The organism is Aliikangiella litoralis (genome assembly GCF_052495765.1).
This window is the reverse complement of the sequence record NZ_CP199292.1, coordinates 3,071,272-3,098,124: the sequence shown is the minus strand read 5'-3', so window position 1 is coordinate 3,098,124 and position 26,853 is coordinate 3,071,272. Positions and strand designations below refer to the sequence as shown.

Annotated in this window: 27 protein-coding genes; 10 read left to right on the top strand and 17 right to left on the bottom strand. The window is 38.6% G+C overall.

All coding sequences use genetic code 11. The annotated features are described in order from the left end of the window. Positions 1–9: 9 nt before the first annotated feature. From ACT5E3_RS12710 to ACT5E3_RS12700, 3 genes are all read right to left on the bottom strand, one after another. Positions 10–5,376: a hypothetical protein gene (locus ACT5E3_RS12710; RefSeq protein WP_444993912.1), complete on the bottom strand. Its 5,367-nt coding sequence runs from the start codon at positions 5,374–5,376 to the stop codon at positions 10–12. A gap of 85 nt (positions 5,377–5,461) precedes the next feature. Beyond that, positions 5,462–6,463, bottom strand: coding sequence for a hypothetical protein (locus tag ACT5E3_RS12705; protein ID WP_444993911.1), 1,002 nt, complete (start codon positions 6,461–6,463; stop codon positions 5,462–5,464). A gap of 187 nt (positions 6,464–6,650) precedes the next feature. Continuing rightward, a complete protein-coding gene (locus tag ACT5E3_RS12700; protein ID WP_444993910.1) occupies positions 6,651–7,112 on the bottom strand; it encodes a hypothetical protein in 462 nt (153 codons plus the stop codon). Between the two features lie 118 nt (positions 7,113–7,230). Between ACT5E3_RS12700 and ACT5E3_RS12695 the strand changes: the two genes are divergently transcribed. The 6 genes from ACT5E3_RS12695 (at position 7,231) to ACT5E3_RS12670 (ending at position 11,753) form a co-directional block, all read left to right on the top strand. Further along, the gene (locus ACT5E3_RS12695; RefSeq protein ID WP_444993909.1) at positions 7,231–7,920 is read left to right on the top strand and encodes a hypothetical protein; all 690 of its coding nucleotides are present in this window, start codon (positions 7,231–7,233) and stop codon (positions 7,918–7,920) included. After that, on the top strand, positions 7,911–8,525 hold the full coding sequence (locus ACT5E3_RS12690; protein ID WP_444993908.1) for a hypothetical protein: 615 nt from the start codon (positions 7,911–7,913) through the stop codon (positions 8,523–8,525). Before ACT5E3_RS12695 ends, ACT5E3_RS12690 begins: the two co-directional genes overlap by 10 nt. A 494-nt stretch (positions 8,526–9,019) precedes the next feature. Next, on the top strand, positions 9,020–9,808 hold the full coding sequence (locus ACT5E3_RS12685; protein WP_444993907.1) for a Mu transposase C-terminal domain-containing protein: 789 nt from the start codon (positions 9,020–9,022) through the stop codon (positions 9,806–9,808). Between the two features lies 1 nt (position 9,809). Further along, positions 9,810–10,430, top strand: coding sequence for an ATP-binding protein (locus ACT5E3_RS12680; protein ID WP_444993906.1), 621 nt, complete (start codon positions 9,810–9,812; stop codon positions 10,428–10,430). Between the two features lie 24 nt (positions 10,431–10,454). Next, positions 10,455–10,727: a hypothetical protein gene (locus ACT5E3_RS12675; protein WP_444993905.1), complete on the top strand. Its 273-nt coding sequence runs from the start codon at positions 10,455–10,457 to the stop codon at positions 10,725–10,727. 6 nt (positions 10,728–10,733) lie between these two features. Next, positions 10,734–11,753, top strand: a complete 1,020-nt coding sequence (locus tag ACT5E3_RS12670; protein WP_444993904.1) for a hypothetical protein — start codon at positions 10,734–10,736, stop codon at positions 11,751–11,753. Positions 11,754–11,791: 38 nt separating this feature from the next. Here the strand turns inward: ACT5E3_RS12670 and ACT5E3_RS12665 are convergent, their stop codons facing one another. The 10 genes from ACT5E3_RS12665 to ACT5E3_RS12620 form a co-directional block, all read right to left on the bottom strand. Further along, positions 11,792–12,832, bottom strand: coding sequence for an IS481 family transposase (locus tag ACT5E3_RS12665; protein WP_444993903.1), 1,041 nt, complete (start codon positions 12,830–12,832; stop codon positions 11,792–11,794). 700 nt (positions 12,833–13,532) lie between these two features. Beyond that, positions 13,533–14,027: a hypothetical protein gene (locus ACT5E3_RS12660; protein WP_444993902.1), complete on the bottom strand. Its 495-nt coding sequence runs from the start codon at positions 14,025–14,027 to the stop codon at positions 13,533–13,535. A gap of 910 nt (positions 14,028–14,937) precedes the next feature. Further along, positions 14,938–15,162, bottom strand: a complete 225-nt coding sequence (locus tag ACT5E3_RS12655) for a hypothetical protein (RefSeq protein ID WP_444993901.1) — start codon at positions 15,160–15,162, stop codon at positions 14,938–14,940. A 426-nt stretch (positions 15,163–15,588) separates the two neighbouring features. Next, the gene (locus ACT5E3_RS12650) at positions 15,589–16,098 is read right to left on the bottom strand and encodes a Crp/Fnr family transcriptional regulator (RefSeq protein WP_444993900.1); all 510 of its coding nucleotides are present in this window, start codon (positions 16,096–16,098) and stop codon (positions 15,589–15,591) included. Positions 16,099–16,226: 128 nt separating this feature from the next. Beyond that, positions 16,227–16,607, bottom strand: coding sequence for a hypothetical protein (locus ACT5E3_RS12645; RefSeq protein WP_444993899.1), 381 nt, complete (start codon positions 16,605–16,607; stop codon positions 16,227–16,229). A 271-nt stretch (positions 16,608–16,878) separates the two neighbouring features. Further along, the gene (locus ACT5E3_RS12640; RefSeq protein ID WP_444993898.1) at positions 16,879–17,130 is read right to left on the bottom strand and encodes a hypothetical protein; all 252 of its coding nucleotides are present in this window, start codon (positions 17,128–17,130) and stop codon (positions 16,879–16,881) included. 50 nt (positions 17,131–17,180) lie between these two features. After that, entirely contained in the window at positions 17,181–18,332 is a 1,152-nt protein-coding gene (locus ACT5E3_RS12635; protein WP_444993897.1) for a tyrosine-type recombinase/integrase, read from the bottom strand. 227 nt (positions 18,333–18,559) lie between these two features. Continuing rightward, positions 18,560–20,809 carry a UvrD-helicase domain-containing protein gene (locus ACT5E3_RS12630; RefSeq protein ID WP_444993896.1) on the bottom strand — a complete coding sequence of 750 codons (2,250 nt, stop codon included), beginning with the start codon at positions 20,807–20,809 and terminating at the stop codon, positions 18,560–18,562. 1 nt (position 20,810) lies between these two features. After that, the gene (locus tag ACT5E3_RS12625) at positions 20,811–21,647 is read right to left on the bottom strand and encodes a hypothetical protein (RefSeq protein WP_444993895.1); all 837 of its coding nucleotides are present in this window, start codon (positions 21,645–21,647) and stop codon (positions 20,811–20,813) included. A 93-nt stretch (positions 21,648–21,740) separates the two neighbouring features. Beyond that, positions 21,741–22,733, bottom strand: coding sequence for a DNA-binding protein (locus ACT5E3_RS12620; RefSeq protein ID WP_444993894.1), 993 nt, complete (start codon positions 22,731–22,733; stop codon positions 21,741–21,743). Positions 22,734–22,920: 187 nt separating this feature from the next. On the opposite strand from ACT5E3_RS12620, the gene ACT5E3_RS12615 reads away from it, so the two are divergent. The 3 genes from ACT5E3_RS12615 (at position 22,921) to ACT5E3_RS12605 (ending at position 25,030) form a co-directional block, all read left to right on the top strand. Further along, complete coding sequence (locus ACT5E3_RS12615; RefSeq protein ID WP_444993893.1) at positions 22,921–23,856, top strand: site-specific integrase; 936 nt, start codon at positions 22,921–22,923, stop codon at positions 23,854–23,856. 52 nt (positions 23,857–23,908) lie between these two features. Next, positions 23,909–24,277, top strand: coding sequence for a hypothetical protein (locus tag ACT5E3_RS12610; protein WP_444993892.1), 369 nt, complete (start codon positions 23,909–23,911; stop codon positions 24,275–24,277). Positions 24,278–24,349: 72 nt separating this feature from the next. Beyond that, complete coding sequence (locus tag ACT5E3_RS12605; RefSeq protein ID WP_444993891.1) at positions 24,350–25,030, top strand: tRNA-dependent cyclodipeptide synthase; 681 nt, start codon at positions 24,350–24,352, stop codon at positions 25,028–25,030. A gap of 32 nt (positions 25,031–25,062) precedes the next feature. On the opposite strand, the gene merB is transcribed toward ACT5E3_RS12605, so the two are convergent. After that, on the bottom strand, positions 25,063–25,692 hold the full coding sequence (merB, locus tag ACT5E3_RS12600; RefSeq protein WP_444993890.1) for an organomercurial lyase: 630 nt from the start codon (positions 25,690–25,692) through the stop codon (positions 25,063–25,065). Beyond that, entirely contained in the window at positions 25,689–25,853 is a 165-nt protein-coding gene (locus ACT5E3_RS12595) for a hypothetical protein (protein WP_444998602.1), read from the bottom strand. The genes merB and ACT5E3_RS12595 overlap by 4 nt, the downstream gene beginning before the upstream one ends. Here ACT5E3_RS12595 and ACT5E3_RS12590 point away from each other — a divergent pair. Continuing rightward, a complete protein-coding gene (locus ACT5E3_RS12590; protein WP_444993889.1) occupies positions 25,795–26,112 on the top strand; it encodes a hypothetical protein in 318 nt (105 codons plus the stop codon). The two genes, ACT5E3_RS12595 and ACT5E3_RS12590, sit on opposite strands and share 59 nt — an antisense overlap. Before the next feature lie 159 nt (positions 26,113–26,271). Here ACT5E3_RS12590 and ACT5E3_RS12585 read toward each other — a convergent pair whose 3' ends face one another. Beyond that, positions 26,272–26,622, bottom strand: a complete 351-nt coding sequence (locus ACT5E3_RS12585) for a MerR family transcriptional regulator (protein ID WP_444993888.1) — start codon at positions 26,620–26,622, stop codon at positions 26,272–26,274. Between the two features lie 9 nt (positions 26,623–26,631). Next, complete coding sequence (locus tag ACT5E3_RS12580) at positions 26,632–26,853, bottom strand: DUF3330 domain-containing protein (protein ID WP_444993887.1); 222 nt, start codon at positions 26,851–26,853, stop codon at positions 26,632–26,634.

Here is a 26,853-nt window from a genome sequence, read left to right as displayed (position 1 = left end):
ATATCGTCATTATGATAACCTTACTTCTCTAAAAGCCTCACTAAGCTGAAGCGCTGCACTTCTTCTATCCCCCATATCAACCAGCGTATCTAATATCTTCAGAAACTTCTGAGCCAATTTTTGATTCATAGGAGTATCACGATGGGAAAAGTGCTGAACCAACTCAGCAATTCTCGCCGGAATAAATGTTCCATGCCATCCCTTTAGATTTTCGTGTCCATCACTAAGAACACAAAGTATCTGGTCAGCAAATAGTTCTACAGGATAATTACCTTTCGCTCTCTCACACAGAGTGAGAAAATGTCGTATTATCGAAGCAGCCCAGCCTGCGTTGCGAACAAACTTATCCACTATTGGCAAAATATGTTCTATCTCAGACCAATCGCCATTCACATATCGAGCAGCCAAATCTGCCTGCTCTACAGAGACAAACATCATGAGCTCAACTAGTTTTGGTAGATCAAAGCCGGTTAACTCTCCAATGCGATAAGCATTCCGTCGAAATGATGAAGATTTCAAAAGCCTTTCGAGAATCAGGTCGAGTACCTCAATAACATCATCAGGCATTTTTTTGGCATCATAAACATAGGCACAAACGTAGGCGTTAGCAAAAGATGAAAGAATTCCCCAGCAATTTTCGCCCTCCAGATTCAGCATTGGTTCTAAGAATTTCGACTTAAAATCGCTAAGTGAAAGAAGTCCAGAGACTATACCAAGCCCGCTCCCCAAAGAGCACGTCCATTCAAGATAGTCAGTTGCTGACTGCCTGCGCCTTCCTGGCTTTATCCAATGAGGAGCATTCTTCTGATTTGTCCACTCTAAAACCCCTTCAAGAAACCTCAGAAATTCTTCTTTTGCTTCGCTGTTTAAAATTTCTTCAAAAGGTATACGCTCAAGCAATTTCGCAGCTTTCTGTGAGGCCCAAAACTCTTCTGGCTCTACCCAATATTCATTTTCATCGATGACATCATAACTTTTATATTGGCTATGACTTCTCCGTTGATATCTTTCATCATCGGGTTCAATCTTGACCCAAGCTTCGGGTGGCATAGGAAGAGCCTTCCAACCAGTGCCTTGATTATAATAATCAAGTGCTATATCAATAGCTGGCCGTGGATTATATTCCGAATTACTCGGTCCCATTCGACCACGACCGGGTAACTTACAGAGAGAAAAAGCTAGCATCAGAGAAGCCCAAGTAAATTTAGAATCGTAATTCCATAGATTGCAGGCTTCATCAAGAGCGGCCAGCGAAACCACCTCTAAGGGATGAGCAATCAAATTGAATAGATCACTAACCAAACCATCTTTGGCAGTGCCATCTCGTAAATCTGCTCCCCACCCCCTAGCAATAAAAATACCTTGATGCCATGGAATGACGGAGTTTGGTGGCCACAACGTATCAGGCTTTTCTTTTAGCTGAACAGCTCGAGCTAGGACATCCCGTGCCCACGACAAATCATCAGGAGAACAATCATTCTTAAGATTAAGAGCAAGAGCCGCAGTAGCTGAAACGGCACCTCTTCGCATCCCTAACGACCCTCCCACTTCTTGCTCAGGCGCATTAAAGAACAAATTTGCAGAGTCTGCGTCCTTGGCAATCTTGATTGCATCCGCTACCGAAAATGTTTCACTCAGAGATTGTTCTTCAAAGTATTTCGACGCCCATGCCCAAAGATTAGATATTTTAAGATATTCGTTTGCCTCTGAAACTATTGCAACATTCTCTGGGCTTTTAGCAGATGGACTTTCGTGCACTACCATCATCTTATCCGGATCATCTTCAACGTCATAAACCTGATAATTCTTGACATCAACTAGCTCCGCCAATTCGTCGGCCTTATTACTCAGCAACTGAGCAATATGTTGATCACCTTCATGCTCTTGATATTGAAACGGGAGATTGCTTTTAAAGTTTAATATTACTTTCTTTAAGCGCTCGCTAAGCGGATCGTTAGAAACAATACTTCTTTGCACCAACCATGGCAGGTCTAGATTCCGTACCTGTCTTGCATTTGCTTTTTTTATAGCTTCAACATGTACAAAATCACCTTTACTTCTAAAACCCATCAAGTTAGCCGATGATTGAAGCTCTTGTACTCTTCGATTCATATCTGCTGTTAGTAGACGCTGAGAACTCACTAAGGGAAAAGTCACTTCGCTCGCAGCTCCAGAATGAATAGCCAACGTTGAGGCAACGCCCAATGCACCAATACACTCATTACCTTCAACTACCTGGCGTATCAATTCGTCCGCTGATTTTCCTTCTTCCAGTTCTGAAAAACACCACTCTTCAAGCGCCATGAATCCAGCGGCGATCACATTAGGTGCCCACATACCACGGAACCATAGATATTCGCGATCAGATCCCCAAAACATTTGTTCTCCCCAGGGAAACGACAACTCAAGCGGTAATGGTGTGCCCGTCTTGTCGTAAGAATGCTTATGCATTTGTCTCCATGCAGACATTGCATGATTACAAAGCTCCTTCAATAATTTCAAAGCGTTTTCAGGGGAATGTTGAAAGAGTGACTGAAAAGGTTCATGCAGAGGTGATGGTGGATTAAAACTCTTGTAATCATCCCGAATACATAACCTGTCCCAATCATGGTGAGAAAAACCAGTAGATAAGAACGGAGTGGAAAAGTCAAGGAAACGCCGTTCTTCATCAGTGCGTTCTGATTCAGGTTTCGCTAAAACAGTTTTACGCCATTTAACTTGTTCATCATGCTCCTTATGTTCTCTTTCAACCTGCTCATCTGGCAGCTCTTGACAGAGATAGTTTAATGATAGCTCAACTACCGATTCGGGTATTGACTGAGAAACTACAGGAGAAAAGCCAATGATTTCACTAAACTCACCATTTCGAGAATACTTTGCGTTCATATAACGCTGAAGATATTCCTGAGAATGAGCTGGTTCCACCCTAACCGATCTTAACAACAGCCTGATGAGGGATTTCCGGAAGTCACTTACATTTGGAACTTCACTCCAATAAGCTGACTTTTCGCTTGGCCTTTCAGAAAATTCGATTTCATCTAATTCTTTAAGCCACTTTGCACACTGTTTCAGTATAGCTTTTGAAGCTGGATTCTCTAGATCTGCTAAGGCGTTCTGCCAAACTTCAAAAATCGCTACAATTTCCGGATACAATCTATGAGGAATTTTTGAAATACGTTTAAGTATAAAGGCGATTAAACGACGCCACGACGAAAAGTCCGAAGGCCACCCCAGCAAATCAGCGAACCTCTGCCTTTCACTCAAAGGAAGTGAACCGAGGGGTACATTCATATTAGGCGAAGTTTTTTCCGCTTGAAACCAAACCAACACTTTCCTTAACAACAGAAAATCATTCGTAAATACTTCGACCTCAAATTGCTCTTCACTAGATTCAAATATCGAACTACCTAATGGCCCGACTAGCCAAGCCCTCTGCCATTGTGACCTGAGAGACGAGTCTATGGTCAACGCCAGAGACGACGACCAGTTTTCTCCGTTGGCATACTCCCACTGTGAAACAAGTTCTACAACCCTCGCAACAGCTGGCGGCTCGCCACATGCTTTTATTTCTTCTAACCACCGACCACCTTTATCTGCAAGCACATAAAAAAAGGCCCACTCAAAAAATATATCGTGTGAAAAGTTTATCGATAAACCCAGGCGAGTATCCTGGAGAACACCGTCAGACTTAAGGCTATCAATATGCTGTATCGCTGCTAGATCGCTCAACCTAATAGGCTCGCTTAAGCTTCGAGCTCGTCTACTTGCTAAATCCAAAAGCAATTGCTGTCGCTCAAGAGCATTTTGCCCCTGCTCGTTGTAACCACCAAGCCTCCACCAATGCTCGATTAAATCAACTTCTGACTGTGGAACGAATGTTTGATTGTTTGGATCTGCCTGATAACTTTGATTCAATACCTTTGCAAAGAAAGGCCGTCTAACAATACTTTTAACTTCTGAAGAACCAAATAAGAGCGACCTGAGGTGAGGTTTTTCTTTAGCCAGCTCCTCAGCCTCATCATCACTTAGTTGATTAACATTAACCGTTTCTATGACAAGATCATCAAGATATTCACCGAGCCAGCTCCTCAAAACCTCAATTTCACTATCCCTAAGTGAGACAACAATATGCCACTGGTCTAGCAAAGCAGATTTTTTAATGGTTCTTATTAAATCAAGGATGATACCTTGCCGCTCTTTGTCAACACGATCGATGGCATCAATGAAAAGAACAGAAGTACCCGAGACGCCAATTTCAAAAAGTAGAGCCTCTAGTGAAGAACTGGTAAGCCCATTATGATTTGCAAAACTAAGCCAACTGGTCCCTTCTAATTGCTCTGCCTTTAAAAATAGCGTCGCCCCTTGAGCTATTGCTCGCTGAACTGACCGCCTCATCAATACTGACTTTCCGCTACCTGGCAAGCCTGTAACCTGAATAACTCTTGCCCTTTGCAGCTTAGCGTCTAACTGACTGATGAGTTCATCGCGGCTGAGTCTAGTCCCCCCGACATCATCAGGAATTAAATTGGCATAACTTTTTGCTAGCTCTATTAATTTCTCTAGATCTTGACGTAATGAATCTGCACCTCGCAGCTTAACAATGATTGACAGCTCTCTTGCTAGCCTAGCGCGATCAAACTGACCTGCTTTACCAGCGGATGCGCGAGCCAATTGAACCATCTTGGACCAAACCAGCGGTGCTTTAGAAGATTCATCTTCTGCAAGTGAATTTTTTATTAAGTTTATAGCTTCAGGTGAGTCCTTAGCCCCTTCATGAAGAAAATCAAACTGGATGAGTACGAAGTGGGCAAGGAACTGATGGATTTCTTCAGGGGTGCATGCACTTCCTTTTGCTTTCTCAAGCAGGTTAACAATGCATTCTTTCACTGCCCTCAGTTCTGCACTGGCATTTCCTTCTTCTGTATAGCGCGTTTCAAAATGACTTGTTTCTTGGCTTTCTCGTGCTAATTCACAAAGAGTATTTATTACTCGTGCCTTTGCGGCACTGACCGTCCCTGTAGCAACACCATATCGATCTGTATTCAACCGAAAATCGGTCTTCTTTAAAGTTGCCCAACTATCACGAATGATATTCTTAAAATCAGAATTGGTGTCTGCGTCACTAATTGTCAGAGACCGTTTAACTTGGAGGCTCAACCTTGCTTTGTTAGCATTGTTACCTACGTTAGCAAAATCAACGACCACATCATCGAGCGGCTCTCCGAAATCTCGTTGTTGTACCGATACCCCCACAACAACTCGATCTTTGACGCCTGGAGCATATGCTTCTGCTAATAATGCTGAAAGATAATATGCAGCAGCATCCCCTTCATAAGTAAAGCCATCGCCTCCGGCTAGCTCTGGTGATTGAGTCATATCTTTAAAATTACCTTCTAATCAATAAAATATATCTCTTAGTCCATGATGAGATATCAACAACACTAATTTAATGAAAGTCGAATCATGATACACCGTGCAAATTAATTTCTTTACTTACATCAATAATCTTTGTGTTTATATTAAGGAATTCATATGCCGCCTGAGCCTTGATACAAAAATCTTTATCGCCAGACAGTAGGACATCGCATAACGAAGCATTTCCCGCATGAGTCATATCACAGCTTGAAGCACGTACTCGTCTAAGTTTTTTCATACCCTTGTCTCGATAATAACCGAAAAAGTTAAGTGCATGATATATAGCATTGCACTTGTCGATATTATTGCGAGGGCTTAAAGCGCCCTCATATATTGGGCCTAAACCAAACATTTTTTCAAAAGTTACTTCACCGGGAAGTTTATCTGAAACTGCTTCCCAAACCTTTTCAACTACTCTAGGAGGCTTAATATTATTTAACTCTTTTGGTCCTATACCAATTCCATCTTCCCAAGTTGTGTAGTTGTTTTTTGAAGTTTCAATGTCAAAGATGTAACCCATATTTTGAAATCTAGATTTAATCTCGTCTTTTAGATCGGAGAAATGAGACTTAATTATATCAAAGCGCACATGATCTACTTCATCCCTTATACCCTCAAGAGCTTCGTCAAGCTCATAGAATATATCCTGAATGCCCTGCTGAGTTATTTCAGAGTAAGACTTATCACTTGCTCCACCGTATAGTTTTTGAATTATTTCATCAAAACCAAAATTTGAATCTGTCGTTTCAGATCGCGCGTTATCCAGATCTAAATAGAAGTCCAGAGGGTCTCCATCTCGAAACTCATATTTTCCAGTTGGTCTTCCATGTAAATCATGCTCAACAAACAAATACATAGCATTTAAATCTTTTAGTATTGCAAGTAACCTACCCTCAAACCCAACTGACTTTCTGATTTCAACTAAGTTTTCACTTGAATAAACATATACGATTTCTTCATCTCTGAAATGGTCAGACAGGTTTGAAACTCTGCTCTTTAGTATCGAATCTAAGATATTGTGATCGAGATAGACCGCAGTTTTTTTCACTAATTTAGCTTCCTTACAGATTTCCTAATTTCAGATTCAGTCAATTCTGGCTTTTGTTTTTAATGTTGAAGAGGATTTTTGACTGGATCACCAAAACATAGCTTAAATTGATACCGCCCTCAACTAATTCCACCGTCATCGATTACTTCTAGAGAGAATAGAGGAAAATAGAGGAACTCTCAATAACTCAATGAATTGGCTTAAAAGTTACTAGATTTGAGCTTATTTGTTGACCTCCCATAGCCAAATAGGCATTACAGTGCTCTTCAACAATATCTTTTAAGTACATGTGATCTAGCTTTCTGTCTTGAATATCGAACCTCACTCGTTCGTGAAGTATTTTTAAGTCGTTTGTACGCTTTGAGATTAGAACGTAGTAATGTGCTGCTTCCACAATGTGAGTCGATAAGCAAAACTCAAATATCGCATCTGAATTTAAGGCTTTGAGCTCGGAGGGTTTGAACCTGTAATCCTCCATAAGAGCTTGTAAAATTCGATAGGCAAACATCACATCCGCCGGAAAATGAGTCCTTGCCGACACTGGATCTAAGATTTTTCTCCAGTTTCTAAACTTTTCATTACTTAATCCAAGTAGCTCCTTAACCACATGTGGTTTGTAACCTCTTGAATTAACTGAAAATAAATCCATAGCGCACTCAGCTTTGGGAAGAATGAAAATTTGTTATCGATAACAAACTTTCATGTTATTTATAGCACACTTTGACATTATAGGTTATATATTAACCAGTTGAGAGGTGGCAACAATAATGGAAAATGTCCATAAACTAAGTTCATTGAATATATGCGATGTTTCTGCAAAGACTGATAACCTGATTCCTACACAACAGTTATCAGCTCGTAAATTGTTGCGGAAAGCTGATTGTTATCAACAAAAGTTCATCAAGTTCCCGCATATTGGAATATTTCACTCATACGCTGAGCTACTTCATGCCGCCCTTTTAGAGTCCGATAATGAAGTTAAATCCTTCGTCCCCCAACCATTCCTGTTTCGAATAGGTAAGCGCCGTTACCCACCAGATTGTTATTACGTTAAAAATGGTGAACGATTTATCATCGAGCTTAAACCTGGCGGAGAGCTTCCTGACGATACAAGAATTCCGAAGGAAAAATTTTGCGCACTAGAAAACATCACTTTCAAAGTAATCTCTAACGAATCAATTCTCGATAGAGAACAGCTTGCATTAAACTGGCTAAAGATTATTCGAACTTTAAATTCTGCTATTGATATCGATTCCCATGATCAAGAACTTCAAATAATGGACACGCTATTTGAGGTTAATGAATGTGAGCTAGAAGATATTGTTTGTAAGGGGGATCGTTTGGGGCAAAGCACAGTCGAAGTCGGCTTATTCAGACTCGCTCACAAAGGATTCATTAAGCTTGAATTGGAAAAGGTGCGCTTAGGTTATTCTACAGTGGTGAGACTATGCAGCTAAGCTGGAGACAAAGACTAGAAAAATCAGAAGAGTATCGAGATTTCAACAATTGGCCTTATATTGACCCTCAAATTCTATCGAAGAATAAAAGTCGTAACTATGCCCGAAACCGTGAAATAATAGCTTCTGTTTTAAACGGAAAGTCTCTAACAGTGGTAGCTAAAAAATATCAGGTATCAGAGCCATTAATCAATTATCTACTTAACCGAGCGCTCGGAGGTAACGAATACGAACCTCCTGAGTTAACAACAGCCTTGATTCCTGGAGCACTGAGAAAAGCATCTCTACGTAATACACCATTAAGTCGGTGCGACAAAACGAGAGGATGCCGAGGATCATTTAATTTACTCTTAAAGACTGTTCCAGGGCTCGAAGAGCAGTTAGATAAAATGTTAATAGCTGACTTAAGCCATAAGTCTTACTCGCAGAACATTACACCTCAAGTGTTTCATAAAGAATTTTTAAAATACTGCGCGATCATAATTGGCCTCATGCTCAATACCCTTTTGATCAAGTTCAACTTGCATATGAGTCATGCAGAAAATATTTTCATAAAAGAATTGCCGAGCTTAAAATTAAAGCGAAATCGCCAAAGCGAACAATAGTTTCTAAAATAACTAATAAACTCCCCTTCGATGAAATACAAATCGACGCTCAGATACTAGACGTTAATTGCAGTATTCATATCGATGTGGATGGTGTTCTTCAACCACTAAGGATTTCTCGACTAAGTCTTTATCTAGTTAAGGATGTATCGACAGATTGTAATCTCTCTTATCAGCTATGCTTCACTCAACACCCCAATCAACAAGACGTAACTGACGCCCTAATTGGTATCTACAAGGAATGGAAACCAAAGAATTTAAAAACACCAGGACTTAAATACGCTGACGGGGCTTGCTTACCGTCCAGTCTTGGAGAAAACTTCAGAGCCCTGAACATCAACATGGTGCGCATGGACAATGCGCTATGTCATCTAGCACACAGCATACGCGAGTTAGTTTGTAACAAACTAAATGCGACTTTGAATTTTGGACTACCTAAACAGCCAAAAGGAAGGAATTACATTGAATATGGCATCGCGGTACTAAGCAAGGAGATGCACCGGTTCGAATCGACAACTGGATCAGGACCTCACTCACCAATTAAAGAAAGAAATGCGAGAAGAGACAAAATTCCGATCCTTACCCTTGATGCTCTAGAGGAAGTGATAAGTGTGCTTATTACCGGCCACAACATAAAACCACAAAATCGATTGGGTGGCTTAAGCCCAATACAATATTTGACTCAGTGTTACATTGTTCACTACTTAAATCATGGGTTTAGTCTACTTGATGATTTATCAGGTACTCATTATAGACAAGAAGTTGTGAGTGTAAAATGGATTAAGTCAGAGAACCGTCGACCACACATAAACTTTCTTTACTTACGTTATACCGGAGACTGCTTAACAGCTAATGAGTATCTAAGAAAGAAAGTAGTCATTGAATTCGATGAATCTGATATCCGTAAATTAAGAGTTTTAAGTACTGATGGAAAAAGGCTTGGGACTGTTGTTGCTCCTCGGACATGGCAGCAGTATCGCCATGGCATTCGAACACGACTAGCTATCATAAAGCTTACAAGAAGAAAAAGAATGCTCGGGCGCGACTTACTATCTGGTTACTTTAATTATTTACTTAATAAGAAACACTTACCAAAAGTAGCCACGGAACTGATACGAGTATCAAGGGAATATGGAGGTGTAACAGTAAATATTGATAAAGAAAAACCTGCATCAAATGATGTTCTGCGAGTTAAAAGTTCAGAAGCCAATTCAAAAAGATTACGAACAAAAATTCCAGCATGGAACCCCGAACTTCAATATATGCCTGCTAACCGGAGGTGAAATGTCAAAGTTAGATCCAGAAATAATTTTTAATCCGAGCGAGCTTTTTATCCATACGCCGATGCTAGATAAGCTAGAAAAACAGCTTCATCATTGGCTCAGAACAGGCTTAACTGGTGGACTGGTTTTGGGCAAATACAGAACTGGTAAAACAAGAGCTATCGAGTATATTTCTAATAGGCTAGAAAATCGTAAAGGAGAAAAAATACCAACCAATAGAATCACAATTTCGCAAAAAGACGTTAGTACAGTTGCCAGTATCTTTAGAAACCTGTGTTTCGCATTAGACATACCGATTAAACATCGAACTAATGCGGACGATATGGCAAATTATTTGACTCACTATTTTGGAGAACAAGCTATACAAAATAGCACCAAGCAAGTCGTACTAATAGTCGATGAAATGCAAAGGCTGAAAGTTAACCAAATTAATGCATTTGCAGAGCTTTATGACAACCTGTCAATAGCAAAACTCAATATGAGCGTTTTCTTTGTCGGTAATTTGGGATCTTCTCAACCTCTTTTAGAAACTATCAGCCAAGATCAATATGAGTTAATACGTGGACGTTTTTTCACACATGTTTTCGACTTTAGTGGCATTAGTAGAAGAACTGATGTGTAGCATTGTCTTAAAGAGTTCGATAAAATGTTTACTAAATACTATCTTTCAAGCGATTATGAAAAGGGCTGGCGTCTAGTAAGTCTTGCTAAAACTATTTGGAGTATTTTTGAGAGTGATTATAAGCGTCCACTAAAACTAGAATCCTGGGCTATGCAGTATTTTATTGCCGCGATTAGGATTCTTTTGGTTGATTATTTACCAAAATTCGATATATCCGACCCAGAGGCTGTCGAAGAAATGATAACTGCAAGTATTGATGCATCAGGCTTACATTCAAATCTGGTTGTCGCAGCATAACCTTATATGAATACCGGTATACTACTTAAAATTCCTGGCGAAAGTCCATATTCTAAATTTCGTCGATATCTAATAGCCAACTCAGGAGTTATAAAGTCACGAAGCGATCTAAAAGAATCATTAATCAGACTTGAAAAATCAAGGTCCAGTTATCCGCAAACTGATAAAGGAAACGAATTTTTTGACATGTATGAAATGGCTAATAAGGTAAGCAAAATTGAGAACGTACTTTTTAGTAGCTGTGCATCTAAAAGTGACCACCGAAAAATCCTCTATGGGTACGGTCCAACACGGCACTGTCAAAAATGTACCGAAGCGTATTTTCACAGTATGCTATTTGAGTTGCCTTGGATTAAAAAATGTCCAGTTCACCATATAAGGCTAACTAATTCTTGTGAAGAATGTGGTCAACCTCTATCTAGAATCACTAAACTTTTAAACAATTTTTGTAAGAGTTGTGGTTGCACTGGAAATTTATCTAGAGCAATGAAGAAACGAGCTGAAAATGACTTTAGTATTTTTGGCTTTTCTTCACAGCTCGAAGAGATTGATCGATATAGATATCCATATGTCGAATATAGAACTAGAGACAATAGGATTGAAAACGGTTTTATAAACAATAATTCTTGGTTTTATCCTCACGTAATCTATAAAAATAATGAAAAGGAAAAGAACAAACTTGGCTACCTCTCAATTACATCTCCTGCATTGAAATCTTACGAGTATATAGCCGAGTACAATTGGCCGCTTCATGCAAACGATCTAATAAGACACCATACAGTAATTCAATGCTTTATAGAAATTACCGAAAAAATAATTAAGGCATTAAAAAAGAAAATGAAGCACAAAATTGGCGACTGTTTTAGTAAAAAGCCCTGCCATTACTGTGATTCCTTTGAACTTTGGATTCGTTATATTCCTAGAGAAGTTAAGCAAATCTTTCAGTATGTTTCACCTAGGAGTTTTAATTACGGAACCATTTCAGATCTAATTACAAATAGATTAAGTGTAGTAGCTCAGACTTGATCTGACAGTTACCCGTTTTTCCAACGGTATCTGTCAGTTTAGATTTGAGCTAAATTCTTTTCAGCCCAAATCAATTTACCATCAAGTAAAGTTTCTTTTGGCGTTCTGCCACAGCACATTTTTCCTTGATGAGTTCGGTCATTGTTATAGTATTCCATCCAAACGTCCAGATCTTTTTGCAAATCTTCCATCGATGAGTACAGCTTTTTCCTAAAGGTGATCTGGTAAAACTCATTCAATATCGTCTTGTGAAAGCGCTCGCAGATCCCGTTCGTTTGTGGTGACATCGCTTTCGTTTTGGTATGGTCAATATCATTGATCGCCAAGTAAAGCTGATAATCATGATGCTCTACGCGACCACAGTACTCAGTTCCACGGTCAGTTAAAATGCGCAACATTGGCAATTCATTTTGATTAAAGTAGGGTAATACTTTGTCATTTAATATATCTGCGGCGGTGATTGGCGTTTTGGTTGTGTAGAGCTTTGCAAAAGCAACTTTGCTGTAGGTGTCAATAAAGGTCTGCTGATAAATTCGGCCAACGCCTTTGAGGTTACCCACATAAAACGTATCCTGAGAGCCTAAGTAGCCTGGGTGAGCGGTTTCTATCTCACCACAAGCTTCGTCATCATGTTTCTTCTTTTCAAGCGCAGCAACTTGCGCATCGCTTAAAATGATACCGTCATTAGCGACCTTTTCCTCAAGTGCTTTAAGACGCTTTTTGAAGTTTTCCAGATCATGACGAAGCCAAATTGAACGAACGCCGCTGCCAGAAACAAAGACACCTTGTTTACGCAGCTCATTGCTTGTTCTATGTTGACCAAAGGCTGGTTGTTCAATGGCATAGGCAACAACGGCTTGTTCTGTCGCCTCATCAACTCTATTTTTAGGATTGGCCTTACGTCTGGTCTTTTCGATTAAGGCGTCAATTCCACCTTCTTCAACTAACTCTTGATAACGATAAAATGTATCTCGAGATACGCCCATCACTTTACAGGCTCTTGAAACATTATTGAGTTCTTCGGCTAAGTTTAATAAACCTGCCTTGTGTTTAATAATTGGATTGTTAGTATGTAGCATGAGAGTTACCTTTTGTTTTGATTTAAAGATTCGACACCTTTATCAAAACGGGTAACTCTCTTCTAGTCAAGCTGAAGTGTCAGATGAAGTCGGAACTAATACAGATTAAGTGATTCTTGGCCGTCTCTAACTCCTGTCTTTACTATCAACGTAAATTATCAAACCATTCAAAATAAATTACCCATCGAATTAACCAATAAGCTTTTTAAGATTCATTTATGGAGTGTATTTCTAACAATATTTTACTATAGACACTTATTCCAAGATAAGAATTTCGATGCCAAAAGAGGATATAAAAATGCTTTGTATACAGCTTTCAACACTTCCTATAATGTACTGTGCCCAGTTTATCTTCAATCTCTTGACCACGAGTATATATTGCAGTATCCAGAGTATCTTGACAGCACATCATTAGACTTGTCTACAATAGAAAATATTTTCAGCTTCGCAGGAGTTGATTGGAGTGAAATTGCCCACGGAAGATCATAGCACTTAGATTTACTGAGTTAGTTTTATAGGGCTCCTTCCGCCTTTTAGTCCTAATACATCAATGCCCATTCTATCTTTCTCTCGATCAACAAACTATTTCAATCGAGTACCCAGAAATTCTGAGCAAAAATACAGTTATCTCAAAGGTTGTGAATCAACTTTACTTAAAGCCAATTGCAAGCTATCTAACATAGGCTTTCTAGTGTTGTACTCACTTTTCGTTAGTCTTTATAAATTCATGTAATTCTTGTGGTGGAGCAAATCCTACTTTACCATTTATTGCTTCTTCATAAGTAATATCAGGAAATACCCTTTCTCTGAATTTAGCTATCTGTTTGGTTTCGCTAGCTAGTAATGACCTGTAGTTACAACATCCCCTTTCAATCATAATCATAGCCATATAATTTGTAGAGACGTACCCTAAATCTTCATCCAAATGTTTATAAGCATTTCGAAACTTATTATAAAAATTGAAAACGTCCTTCTCTTTTTCGTACTCGATGGCTGTAAGCTGAACGAGTCTATGTAATACAGGTTCTTTGCCTTCCTTTTCTAGCAACTTACCCAAAATTTCTTCCGCTGCCCCAGCAAGCGTTAGCGATGAAAGAAAGTCCAAATTGCTTAAGAATAAGTCGATGGCCGTATTAAGTTGTTTGGTAGCGATAGTGAGTGGCTCTAGTTTTTCCGTAACTATTGATAAATTCATAATTATTCCTTTAGATTTCTTTTTTTATCATCTATAAGCTCTAACTTATTTTACAACTAATTGCGCATTCTATAGCAATTTAAAAAAGTTCGGGGCGTAAAAATCGCCCCGACATCTCGACTTAGTTGTATTAACGCTTGATGGTTTCTACAACGGCAGTCTTCTTGCGTCGCTTCGCTACATTCACTGGAATAAACTGTCCATTGATCGCATCGCGTCCGACTTTATAGGTTTTGGATTTTGACCGTTTAGCCATCATCATTCTCCTATAAGCAGATTTCGGTCTGCACCGCAGAAGCATTATTGCTTCGCCTCATTTCAAAGCTCATCTTCTTCGGAGTCGGAACTACTCAAGTAACTAGTATTTTATAGGTGCGGAATATTATGGTCAAGTACTAACCACCTAACGGTAATTAGTCGCTTTACTGGATAACAGTTTCAATACATTAATTGGATAAGTTGCAATATTAGGAATATTCTATAGATTGCAGAAAGTTTCAATAGTTTAATTGGAAAGCTCTAAAAAATAAGTACATAAAATCAATAGGTTAAGATATTGACGATTTTATTTATTTGTTGGTCGTCCAATGTCCTGTTACAAACTACGTTTGTAAGCAGTCCCAACCGGATCCTTTGAATATGGTGTGATTTAAGATTTAAGTTCAGTTTCTAAGGAAGCTTCCCTTAGCTGTTTGATGAGGGAGATAGGACGCCGTTATCTCCTGTCAGCGCCTTACCTGATTGAAGTTGCTCTAAAGCTTTATTAAAGTCGAATTCTTGAGTCATGTGTCATTTCTGCTTTTAACAGTTTACGGAAATGACACAGATTTCTAAAAACCACCTTTTTACGCTTGACTTTAAAACAGGTACAAAACTTTATAACTCGATATTATAGGTAAATATCTAAAGCTCACTTCTGGTGTAAATCTATAAATTCTTGTACTTGCTTTTCTGCGTCTTTATTATTAATGTTGTATCTGCTTTCCACTAACTTGGTCAGCTTACTACTGGAACCATCCATTTCAGTAAATTCTGCTTGAGTAATTTTACCCCATTTAGTGCGTGCATCACTGATATTATTACGAAGTGAATTAGCACTGTTCAGATTTTGCGTAGAATTTGTTTGAGTTTTCATTATAGTCTCCATTTTTTCGTCTTTTCGCCTGATGGCAAAGTTGGACAATTAATACTTTATACTTAAAACTTGTTTATTTCAGTTCGCTAGCGAACATACCAAGTAGTTTTTTAGACTTTAAAAATTTGTAATAGCTCTCGAGCTATAACTACTCATTTACTCTCATCAATCCGTTAGGGATTTTTTATTTGGCTTTAATTATTTACCCTATTCATTTTCATTAATCGAATTAGAATAAGTTTCTTTTTTCTAATTTGGCAATATGATTTATTTCTAATGCAGTAATAATTAATAGTAAAATTGTGCAAATAATCTTTTATAACAATATCGATAACTTATTTTTAGTTCATGCAAAAAAACTAGATAAGTTGCATTGTTAAATAACCATAAAGACATTTTTAATGTCACAGAAAATCAAAATATTTATCAAAAATGAACTTTGCTTTCAGGATAACAAGAACAGGATACCTCTTCGAGTCCTTTGCGGTTAAGAATGATTATATTGCCACGGGAGTAGTGAATAAGTTTTTGCTTTTGCAGTAAACCTGCAGCCACCGTAATACTGCTTCTACGTACACCAAGCATACTCGCGAGTAACTCGTGAGTAAAATGAAATTGAGCACCTTGCACTTGATCATAAATCCTTAACAAACAATGTGCTAACCGTGGCCCTATCTTATGGAAATGAATGCAGACAATGGATTGTGAAAGTTGCACCATAGATGAATACAAGTATTGTTTAAGAGTTCGCATCAAAGCGGGACTCAAGCGTAGTTGATGTTTCAGTTGTGCTGTTGTCATACGCAATGCACTGCCCGAACCTTGCACTATTCCATCCAATGTGGCGACATTTACTCCTAATATCAACGTGACTCCAAGCATGCCTTCTCTACCTATCGAACTCATTTCTAACTGTTGATGTCTATCCAGTTTCACTATCAGGGGTATTTCTAAACAAAACCCTATATTCACTAATAGCATTTGATAATCATTTGCATTAAGAATGCGTCTAGACTTTACCTTGCGATTTAGGTTCGTAATAAACGTTAGTAATGCCAGCCCCACTAAATATGGAGTTGTGATATTTTGGCGATCTCTTGGTTTAGACGTTGAAGATCACTTAGTTCCCCATTCTCAATTAAAGACAAAGGAGTTCGACCATTGAATGGAACATTTCTATTCCCAAATTTCACAAAACCATAAATATTCGCTTCATTTGAAAATAAGCTGACTAGTGATGCATGAATGTTTAGGACGTGACTTATCCTTTCGATTTGGTCTTCTGTAAGTGGGTTCGAAGGCGCGTGGAAATTATCAGTGTGTTTAGCTATATCTTCATTGTTTAAAATCTTCTGGATTTGTGATTGGCTGCATTGCCATTTAGCCAAAATCCTAAGCGCTACTTTTAGACAGGCTGTATGATCGGTTGTCGACTCAATATCCATTAGTTTCCTTTTTTATGCACAAATTATATGCCGAGGTGGTTTGAATAACTTTATATTTCTTACCACTTAACGCGTCGTGGTAGCCCAACACAGCTTTTGGCTGCTCAGCGAGCTGCACGCACTGATTCATTCGAGTTAAAAATAGTTAAACCTACTCTGGCTGTTTGACTATATTGGGGTGAAACATCCGACAAAATAAAACTAACTCGGTGATTTTGTTGAATTATTTAGCTCACTTTATTGGTAAGCATTCGCCTAATATACTGGTGCTTTACTGACTACCGATAATTTCTATATGACTGCAATGGACAATTGCCCATTGAGTACTAAATGATTTGTTTATCTGCGCATCAAATTTAGTTAAATAACCAAAGGCAATTTCCAACATATAACCTTTATTTGTTTGTTCGTCTGGCTCCGATGCCATGAGAACACCGACAACTCCACCTACTTTTCGTCTAACCAAACTACCTGCGGTATAATTCATTCCAATCCCAATTTTGCTATTATATTTATTACTCAAAAAATTTATTACCTATGTGTACTTACTAATGTTTCTATCGTGTAATCCAGTCATATAACTTTTCTTTTTTTCCCACTTTCAGCTCTTTTCTTATTCTCAGTCTGAACATATACTGTGTCTGTTGTTGCCATACTGGCATGCCCTAAATCTTCAGAGAGATCTTTTAGTGCTCGCCCACGTTCAATTTCCATGCTGGCTCCTGTGTGTCTTAACCAATGTGTTGATGCTTCTTTTAGTTTCATGGCTTTTGTTTCACCTTCAGATTTTCTCATCTTTTTATAAGCGTGATCGAAAATTTCTTGAACGAGCCTTCTTAGGTGCCTTGAACTCATACCACCTTGGCCACGAATTTTTTCAACCAGCGTTGTATTTTCGCCACTATAAGGCAACGGAGAAAGATCTCTTACTCGTCGATATCTTTCTAGAAAAGGCATAAAATCAAACGGTACTGTTGTATCTCTTAGTTTACGTCCTTTCCCATACACTTTTAGCCACCAGTTTTCATCGTCATCCTGCCAAAAATGGCCCATGACTGGTTCCCAGTTTTCACGCTCGGAAAGCTCGGATATTCTTAGAAATAATGTTTTTAAAGCAGCGATGACAAATAAATTTCGCTCATAAATTGGATTTTCGTCAGCCATCTTTACCGCGGTATCTAAAACGTATTGCCATTGTGCTTCTGTTAAACGCTTTGCTTCTTTTACTTGTGCGTCTCTAATAAAATGCCTACAGTCTTTTTTCGCTATTTGTGCAGGATTGCCGTAACACAGTTCTTCGCCCATTAAATACTTATATAACGCTATTACCGCAGTAAAAGTTGAAATTAAGGATTGCTGTGATGGTCTATATTTTTTTTTATCTATTGTTTTTGTTTGCTGACTTTTAGGTGCTTGTAATTTATAAGGGCGCCACTTGCTGTTTGATTTGAAAAAACCGTTTTCTAGTTTGAATCTATCCAAGCTAGATGTGCCTATCCATGTTACAGGTGGTTTCCAGCAAAAATCAGCGTATTCCAAAATATCTGTTTTTCTAAAATCATCGATTGACTTTTCTTTGATTAGAAATGACCATAAGAGAAATCGTTCTATTTCATTTCGAAACCGAGTATATGTATGTTCCGATTTATTGCGACCAGTGTATTTTAGGAATGATTTTCCCCAGCTCCAATGAGTGGCCCACCAGTCAGGTTGGTCTTTAAACATTTGAGCCAGTTGCGGGTAATTGGATAACGATATGTCACACAGCTCGATGTATGTGGGATATAGAGGTGTTGGTTTGGGAATCGCCATGCAATTGATTTCATTGATTTACTTTGGCTTGATTATAATGTGTTACCCGCCCTATGTCCAATACTAAACAGTATCGGACATAGCAATAGGGTAATCAGATATACTTGACTCACGATTTACATTTAAAACAACTTTCAATTCTAGAGAGATGACTCATCTATCGTCTTCTCGTTTACTGAAAACTGAAGAATCTTACTAATACCTCTTGTCTTACAATACAGAATAGACACCCCAAATTTGGCTCGAGTGATCGCAACATACATCCTATTATAGGAAGCATGATTCAGGAAATGCTTAGCATCAATGTTATTTTCTTCGGTGGCAGGTAAATGTCCTCTATCGGCTCCAACTATAACAACAGCATCGAATTCCAAACCTCCTACGTAGTCAATACCGGAAAACAAATACTTATTGCCCTTCTCTGCTTGCTCTTGAGCACGTTTATCACCACGCTTTTTTATAAATTCGGCTGGTTTGTTTTCATGACGAGCAAACCTTTCTAACTTTGACAAAATAGAATCAGTAGAAGCAACTACAATTATTTTACTTCTCTTCGATATTGTCTGTACTGCAAGTTTATCAACAGCTTTGAATACATTTTCTATTACTAAATCATCAGTATCAAACCCGATAAGATATGGCTTCTGAGATCTTTTTTCTTCCTCAAGCGTGAAAGAATCCTCCACTCTGTCTAGAGGATTTTCCATATTAGTAAAAATCGTTGAGCCGGATGAAAGAACGGAAAATGCCAACCGAATAATATCAGGTGATGACCGAAAAATTGTTTGTAAACTAACATTCGAGCTGTTGTTATTCCCAAACACTCCATCAAGATCAGAATTCTCCAGAGATATGCTTCCTAAGGATTGTGTTCTGTCTACAGAGTAAATGATATTTGATACGTTATCTTCCTTCAGAAGGTGGTGGATGATTGACAATTCATTTAAGTTGAATAAATGTGTCTCATCAACAAACAGTATATCAAAACCTTCACTGTTCTTTCGTCTACGCCAGATGGGTGAATCAAGCTGCCCTAATGCACTTAATATCACATCGTCACTATCAAAATATCCAGATGTTTCCAGTTTTTTTTGATATTTAGAGTAAATACTATAGAGACACTCAAAGTCATTTTCGTTCTTCAAAGGAACGGCATGACCTAAACTTCCTGTCTTTTTGTATTTAGAAAGATCTTGAGCGGATCTACCTTTAATTATTTCAGCAATCTCAAACTGTAATGCTTGAACTTGAATGTCTGTACTCTTACTGCTAAAAAAATCAAATAAACTTTCCGAAATAAATTTTTCGTGAGATGTTAACGTCGACTCCTTAAAATGCGTAATTACGTCACTTATGAGCATTTGTTGATAGTTTTTAGCGTTTTGAGCATCTTTGTCTAATAACTCTGTTTCTTCAATTTTGTTTCCAAGAGATCGAATACACCACTCTTGTAATGTTACAACTTCTAATTCAACTTTGTGTTCTAGTGAATTTTTATCATACCAATGTAACTTCGGAAATATTATGTTTTCAATATACTCCTTAGACGCTTGGCTGTGAGTTAAAAAGGCAGCTTTTAGTGGAGTGTTGTTGCTGTAGGCAGAATTTAGTACATTACAACACCGAAGGGAAAGGCTAAGAGTCTTGCCTGTTCCCGCAGCTCCCTCAATACGTTCAGGCCCGTGGTTTTCTCTAAACACGAATTTCGATTGAGTATCGGTTAATAGATTTTTCCAGGTATCAAAACTTGTATTAGAGTCAATGGGTTTGAATTCAGTTTCTAACTTTTCTACATGTAAAGGTGCTTCAACATTTCGTTTTTGAGTATTCTTAGCTTTTGCTTTCTTTGATTCTTCTATAGCTTTTCTGAAATTTGTTGTTGATGGCTTTGTATCAGTTTTATTTGTGCCGTAGTAAAATGCCAGCAAATGACGGCTTTCCCTTTTTTCTTGGCGATTCCAGTCGGGCTTTATGTCAATAACGACTCGAGCACCATCACTTATACTATCTTTTTTGGGTATTAATACTATGAAATCAGAATTGGAAATAGAAAATTCTCGAGAAGAAAATGGTATATTTTCCCAATATTTAAGAGATAGCCTACAAATTTTTTGGAAAATTGATAATTTATCCGAAGAACTATTCTCCAAAAATCCACTGAACTGCTCTAGATCAATAACTATAAAGTTATCAGACTCAGGAGTATTGCCAATGATGGCAACACCATTTTTGCATTGTACAATATGAATACCATCAATAAATATTTTTGAATCAGAGTTCGACTCTAAAACTGAAGATAGTAAATCACCCTCAGCATACTCTGTACTCTGCAAACTACGTTTAGCTACTATGTTTTTAGCAGAAGAGTAATCTACGGCGATAAATTTCATTTTATATTCCCCAGACATGTACGTTATTTAGTTCATTTGCTAAATTCGGATCAGGATCTTTTACGCCAATTCTGCAAAAAAGATTTGAAAATCTTTGCATGATTAGTTCTATGTAAGGTGATCTAATATTACATAGTACGTAAGACATCTGTTCTTGCTCTAGTTGTAATGATTTGGTTACTGATGAATCGTTAAGGAAAGAGTCATGTAATAAACCTGTTTTGAGTTCTTCACAGATACTTGCCTTAATATGATGAATTTCTCTAAGAAAAACAACGTGCGGCCCAAGAACCTTATTGTTATCATTAAAGTCTTTAACCTGATCTATCAAGAAATACCCTTCTGTCTTATTTTGTGAGAGATTCTTAATTTCCTTTTCAAATGATTTGTTAGGTATTACATCTAACCCTAACTGTTCAAGCTCATTCCAGTTCATTTTAAGAAGACTTTCTATTTTGTCGATATTTTCTAGAGCCGCTAAAGCTTTATTCTTGTTTTTTTCATTCTCAATAACTGTTTTGATTGCAGTTTCAATTCCATATAGCTCCACGACTTCAGGATCTCCATCAGCGTTCAACACTAGAGACTGAATTTTGTTTAGTTCATTATTGGCTTGTTCTCTTAGTAACTTAGGAGCAACTACTGAGAAAACAAATTTTTTAAGGTTTACGACTGGTAAGTAACTAAATTTTTCGCTCTTTTTATTCGCAACATCACAGCGCGCGCTAATCACAAGTCCAAGATCATCTTTATCATTATAATCTTCGTTAACGGCATGATTAAAAATTGAACCTTGGGTAATTGAATTAATTGAGCAGCCCTCACACATATCTCTCATATATAAACTCTTTAATCCATTTGTTGTTCATTGATTAACTAAACATGACTATACATTATAATAGGCTAGTGATCATGATGTTAATAGCAAGTCCTATCTTTTTGTTTCCAATTTTTTGAGCATTGTGCTTTGAATGTTTAGTTCTGTTTCGAGCTTGGCGTTTAGTAGTTCATTGTCGTGAAGGTTTTTGGTCAGTAGTAGCTTTTCTTCATTTAATCTAGATTTTACTTCAACGAGCTCATCTCTTTCTTTTTGTAATCTGTCGGTAGAAAATTTTGACTGATTTATCTCGCTTTTTAAGGTATCCATGATTTGGTTGAATACTTTTAGTTTATCTTCGAGTTTGTGGTTTTCTTTTTGGGCTGCATGTAGCTCGGTAACTAGACGGCTATTATCTTTATTTAGCTGTGTGATATCCGTTTGTTTCACAATTAGTGTTTGATTAAGTTGACGAATTTCTGATTGTAAATGTTGTATTTGCTGGTCGTTTTGTCGTTGTTCTCGTTCGCGTTGTTCAATAACAGAATCTCGGTAATGGACCAGACCGTCTCGTGAGTGTTGATAATTTTCTTTTAAGATATCAATCTGACTACCTTTTTCTGAAATTACCGCTTCGAGTTGCTGTTTAACGCCCTGCTCTGTTTGAAATGCGACTTTCAGGTTTTCATATTGCTCTTCGGCTTTGGATAATTGCTCTTGCAATTCAGTAATTTTAGCTTTTGTTTCTTTGAGCTCAATGGATTGAGACTTCTGTTTTTCGTCTAATTGTTGATTGTTTTGTTTAAGCTCATCGAGAATATTTTGATGTGATGACTCTGACTTAGCCACGATATCACGTGCTTCCTGGTGAAGCTTTGCTGCTAGTTTGGTAATAAGATCTTTAATGCCTGTACTGAGTAAGGCTTCATCTTCAAGTTGTACACTTGCTTCGGACTCTATTTCTTTAACGTATCTAGAAATTGTTGTCTTAGAACCCGTGTTACCTAATTCAACTCTAATGGCGTCAATTGAGGGGTTAAGCCCTTTACTTATCAGTATTTGGCGGGCCTTAACAACGTCATATTTAGTAATTCCGGAGCGAGCCATTGTGCCTTCTTGGTTATTTAATACTGTATTACGTAATATGTATATACATGCTAAATCATACGATTGACCTCGTCAATTTAAATGTTTTTATATATTTGATAATAGCGGCTTATCGCATGTTAGCGCCCTATTCTGCTATAATACGACCAAATTTAGTACGAATAGCGCTTCTCTCCGGACGGTAAAATTGAGCAACTCGGCGAAAATTGATCAGTATGTCAAAGCCGCAACTCGCGACAACACCCGTCGTAGTTATCAAAGTGCAGTGGCACACTATGAAGTCACCTGGGGCGGTTTTCTGCCGGCGACCGCCAATAACATCGCTGAGTATTTGGCTAATTATGCAGAGAGCCTGGCTTTTAATACATTGAAACAAAGAACCGCAGCGCTTGCCCAATGGCACATTGACCAGGGATTTCCTGATCCCACCAAGTCGCCGTTAGTGAAAAAAGTCTTAAAAGGCATTCGAGAACTACATCCTGGTCAGGCAAAACAGGCCAAACCTTTGCAGTTAGAATCACTGTCTCAGATCGTGGCGTATCTTGAGCATGAAATTGAACAGTCACCCAGTACATTACGAAATTATCGGGACAAAGCACTCATATTATTAGGATTCTGGCGAGGATTTCGAAGTGACGAATTGTGCCGCCTGTCGGCCGAATTTATCGATGTAACACAAAACGAAGGATTGACCCTTTTTTTGCCCCGCTCTAAAGGAGACAGACAATCGAACGGCAGAATCTACCATGCCCCCGCTTTAGCACAATTATGTCCGGTGAATGCTTATCAAGATTGGATCGAAAAGGCGCAAATTCAACAAGGCCCGGTGTTCCGACGTATCAATCGGTGGGGAAGGTTGGGCAATGACGCGCTCCACCCAAACAGCATCATTCCTTTACTGCGATCACTATTTCAAAAAGCATCCATTGAATCACCCGATCACTACTCTACTCATTCACTCAGACGTGGATTTGCCTCTTGGGCATCGGCCAATCAGTGGGACTTAAAGTCCTTAATGGAATACGTCGGATGGCGTGATCCTAAGTCTGCGCTGAAGTATATTGAAATAAGCAAACACCAGGCACAATTTCATTCGACTCAGCGGCCACTTATCACTGACTAGCGACGGACAAAAACACTTAAACGTGTTATAATTCGCCCATGGTTATCACCAAATGGTGTTAGGATTGGTCAGCTATTCTCGCTCAAAAATACTGATATTTTTTGTACTATTGTCCGTCATGGTCAATAGTTCAATGAGCTTGGCTATTTCAACACTGATCTTCGATGAATCTCTTACGCTTGAGCAACAGCCACCCAAAAAACCAACGTGCCATAGTGAATATAATTTGGAGCAATCCTCGAATGAAGTACAATGTGAATCCGATGGTATCTTGTGCTTCCAATGTACCGCCTACTTCGCACTTTCGCTTGAAATTAAAGTCTCACCTAATCATCAAATGCTGAACGCTCATTTAGTCAATAAAATTCCTGTTATCTTTCCCTCGTCTCTCTACCGGCCGCCGCGAACCATTATTTCTTAATTCAATTTAATCGGTCATTGCATTTCTAATGTGATGTCTCGTCGTATTTAAGAAAATAGAAAGGTTTAAATTATGCGAATTAATTACGCTGCTGAACAGTGTAAGTCTGTGTATCAAGGATGTCATCATGCCGTCATTGGGATCAGCCCGTTTAATAGTTACTTCACTGAGGAACAAATCGCCTATATTTTTCGCTGGGCATCAAAGCAGTTTGACTCAGTACAACTCTATGTGCCCGACGAACCAACAGTTTATACCTTGCTGGCATTGGGGTATGAAGAGAAAAAAGCAGCCAAAAAAGCGCGACGTCAATGTAAATACTTGAAGAACAAAATTCATCGCGCTTTGAGTCAGTTCGATATCGACGAAAGTGAGCTTGCATCCTCGCTGATTTGTCATTCGGACCTGATCCAGAATGCAGTCTTTCAAGCAAAATACAATTGGTGTTGTGAGCGCTTTAACGTCGACCCAGTTTTTCGCGAAGGCTGCTTATCGAGTTCCAGATGGGTGCTCAGCAATCAACTTCAGAAAGGTCAAATGCCAACGGACGAGATGTTGCATATCGCCGTACAGTACTTTCTAGCAGAATTGCCAATGTTTTTATGGAGCCCTGAGATTTTGGATAAACCGTCGGCCGTGTTTTGTTATCATCAGTGTCCGAGTTTTTTAAAGAAACTTTTTAACGGGATCTGCGGAAATGATTTGGTCCATGAGAAACAAGGCTTTTTAATCATCGAGCCGAAAGCTGACTAACTGAGATGGTACAAACTAGGACAAGGAGTGTCCTAGCATTCAAGCATAAAACGATTACGCTCTTGCGCAATTGTCAGAGAGTCGTCGACACTAAAAAGCTCGATATTGCTTTGTTGAGACGACCATTGCTGGCCGCAAGTTTCATTACAAAAGAAATGAACTTTGCAACAAAATGAATCCCGTAAACTCTCTTGGTAGGCGGATGGCTCTGGGACAAAAAGCGACATCACCATAGAATTGTTTTCAAACTGAGAGCCAGCTAACTTCGATGGCTTGAGTATCAGCTTTTTATTGCATGCTGCACAAGTCGAATGAATATGCGCCGGCTCGTCGATTAAGTCCAATAAAAACAAAGTATCGAATGCGCACCAGGTATAGACCGTCGAATTGTTTGTTACTAAGGCGTGCTTTGTCGGCGACAAAGTCACGCCACGATAGGCAATGATTTCGTCATTCTGGTTTTGTTCGACATAAGCTAATGTGTCTATTAGTTTTCTCACTTGCTCTTCAGGTATATCTAGCTGTTTTACTATTTTTGCTAGTGGCACTGGATAGCCTTTGGCGAGTTCAATATAGAGGTATTTTGAGACTCGTTTTTCTAGTTCGGAGAACTTCGGCAAGATTAGATTGAGGTGTTGAATAGTTTCTTGGAGTTTCTTCATAGATCACATGTCTCGCAACGCTTTTTAGGCGGGGAAATCACATCCCAAATCGATACAACAAGCATCAAACCAATTGCGAAGTAGAACATATCGGTACTCCAATTGTCCGTCCAAAATAGATGGAAAGTTGCTAGCACCATAACGGGCCCTGCAATGGCAATGAGAGTTCTCCACCAAATCCGATGTGACCACCATGATATTAAATTACTCGCTAGAACAATCTATGCTGCCAGGGGGATTAGCGTATTGAGAAAAAAGCCTTCATATTGGGTTAAAAATCCGAGTCCGATAGAAGCGCCGAGTGCCGCCAACGCAGGAAAACAAGACGCACAACTTAGCGATGCGGCAATGAGGCTAACCGCTCCGGTTTTATCAATAAAGCGCAAAAAATTCATACTTAATACTCCTGAAGACAACTAATTTAACCTTACTATAAACTCTGTGGTTATCCCCAGAGTCAAAGAAGAAATCAAGGCAGAATGTAACTATTTGTTTAAATGTTAATCAGGAAGAAGAAGCGAGCTTCATTTATAATAATGACCGTTAAATTGACGAATAACTTTCCATAACCGGTATCGCTCATTCGGAAATTTTTGCTTGTTGTTCCAATAAGTCAGTAAATAACGAAAGATGCTTTTTTAAATTTGTTACTTTTACTTTGAGTTCGCTTGCAGTACTTTTTGTGAGTCCATTCTCTCCATCATTCAAAGCGTAAATCAGCGGCTTAATATCGATAATGAGTAGACCTGCTTTTCGGGCGGCTCGAATGAATCGAAGGCGTTCTATGCATGCTTGATCGTATAAGGCATATCCGCCTGGTGTATGGCCAACGCAACATAACAACCTTTCCTGAACATAATTTCTAACAGTATGAGTCGACACGCCCGTAACAGCGGCTAGTTCGGAAATTTTATAATGTTTTACTTTCATGGACCTCTTTTACGGCTGCCCCGATTTGCCTTGAACGAACACTTTTTTAGCGGGCAAATCATCTGAATGTTGCGTCTTTTCTTGCCATTTTCGATAACAATCTAGACCACAAAAATAAACAACATAATCCTCAGATTCTCGGCTGTAAGGAATATTTTGACAACATTCCTCACAGCTTAATTGGACCGTATTCGGTTCATTTTCCGTGAGGCTATGTTGCCGTTTATCCAT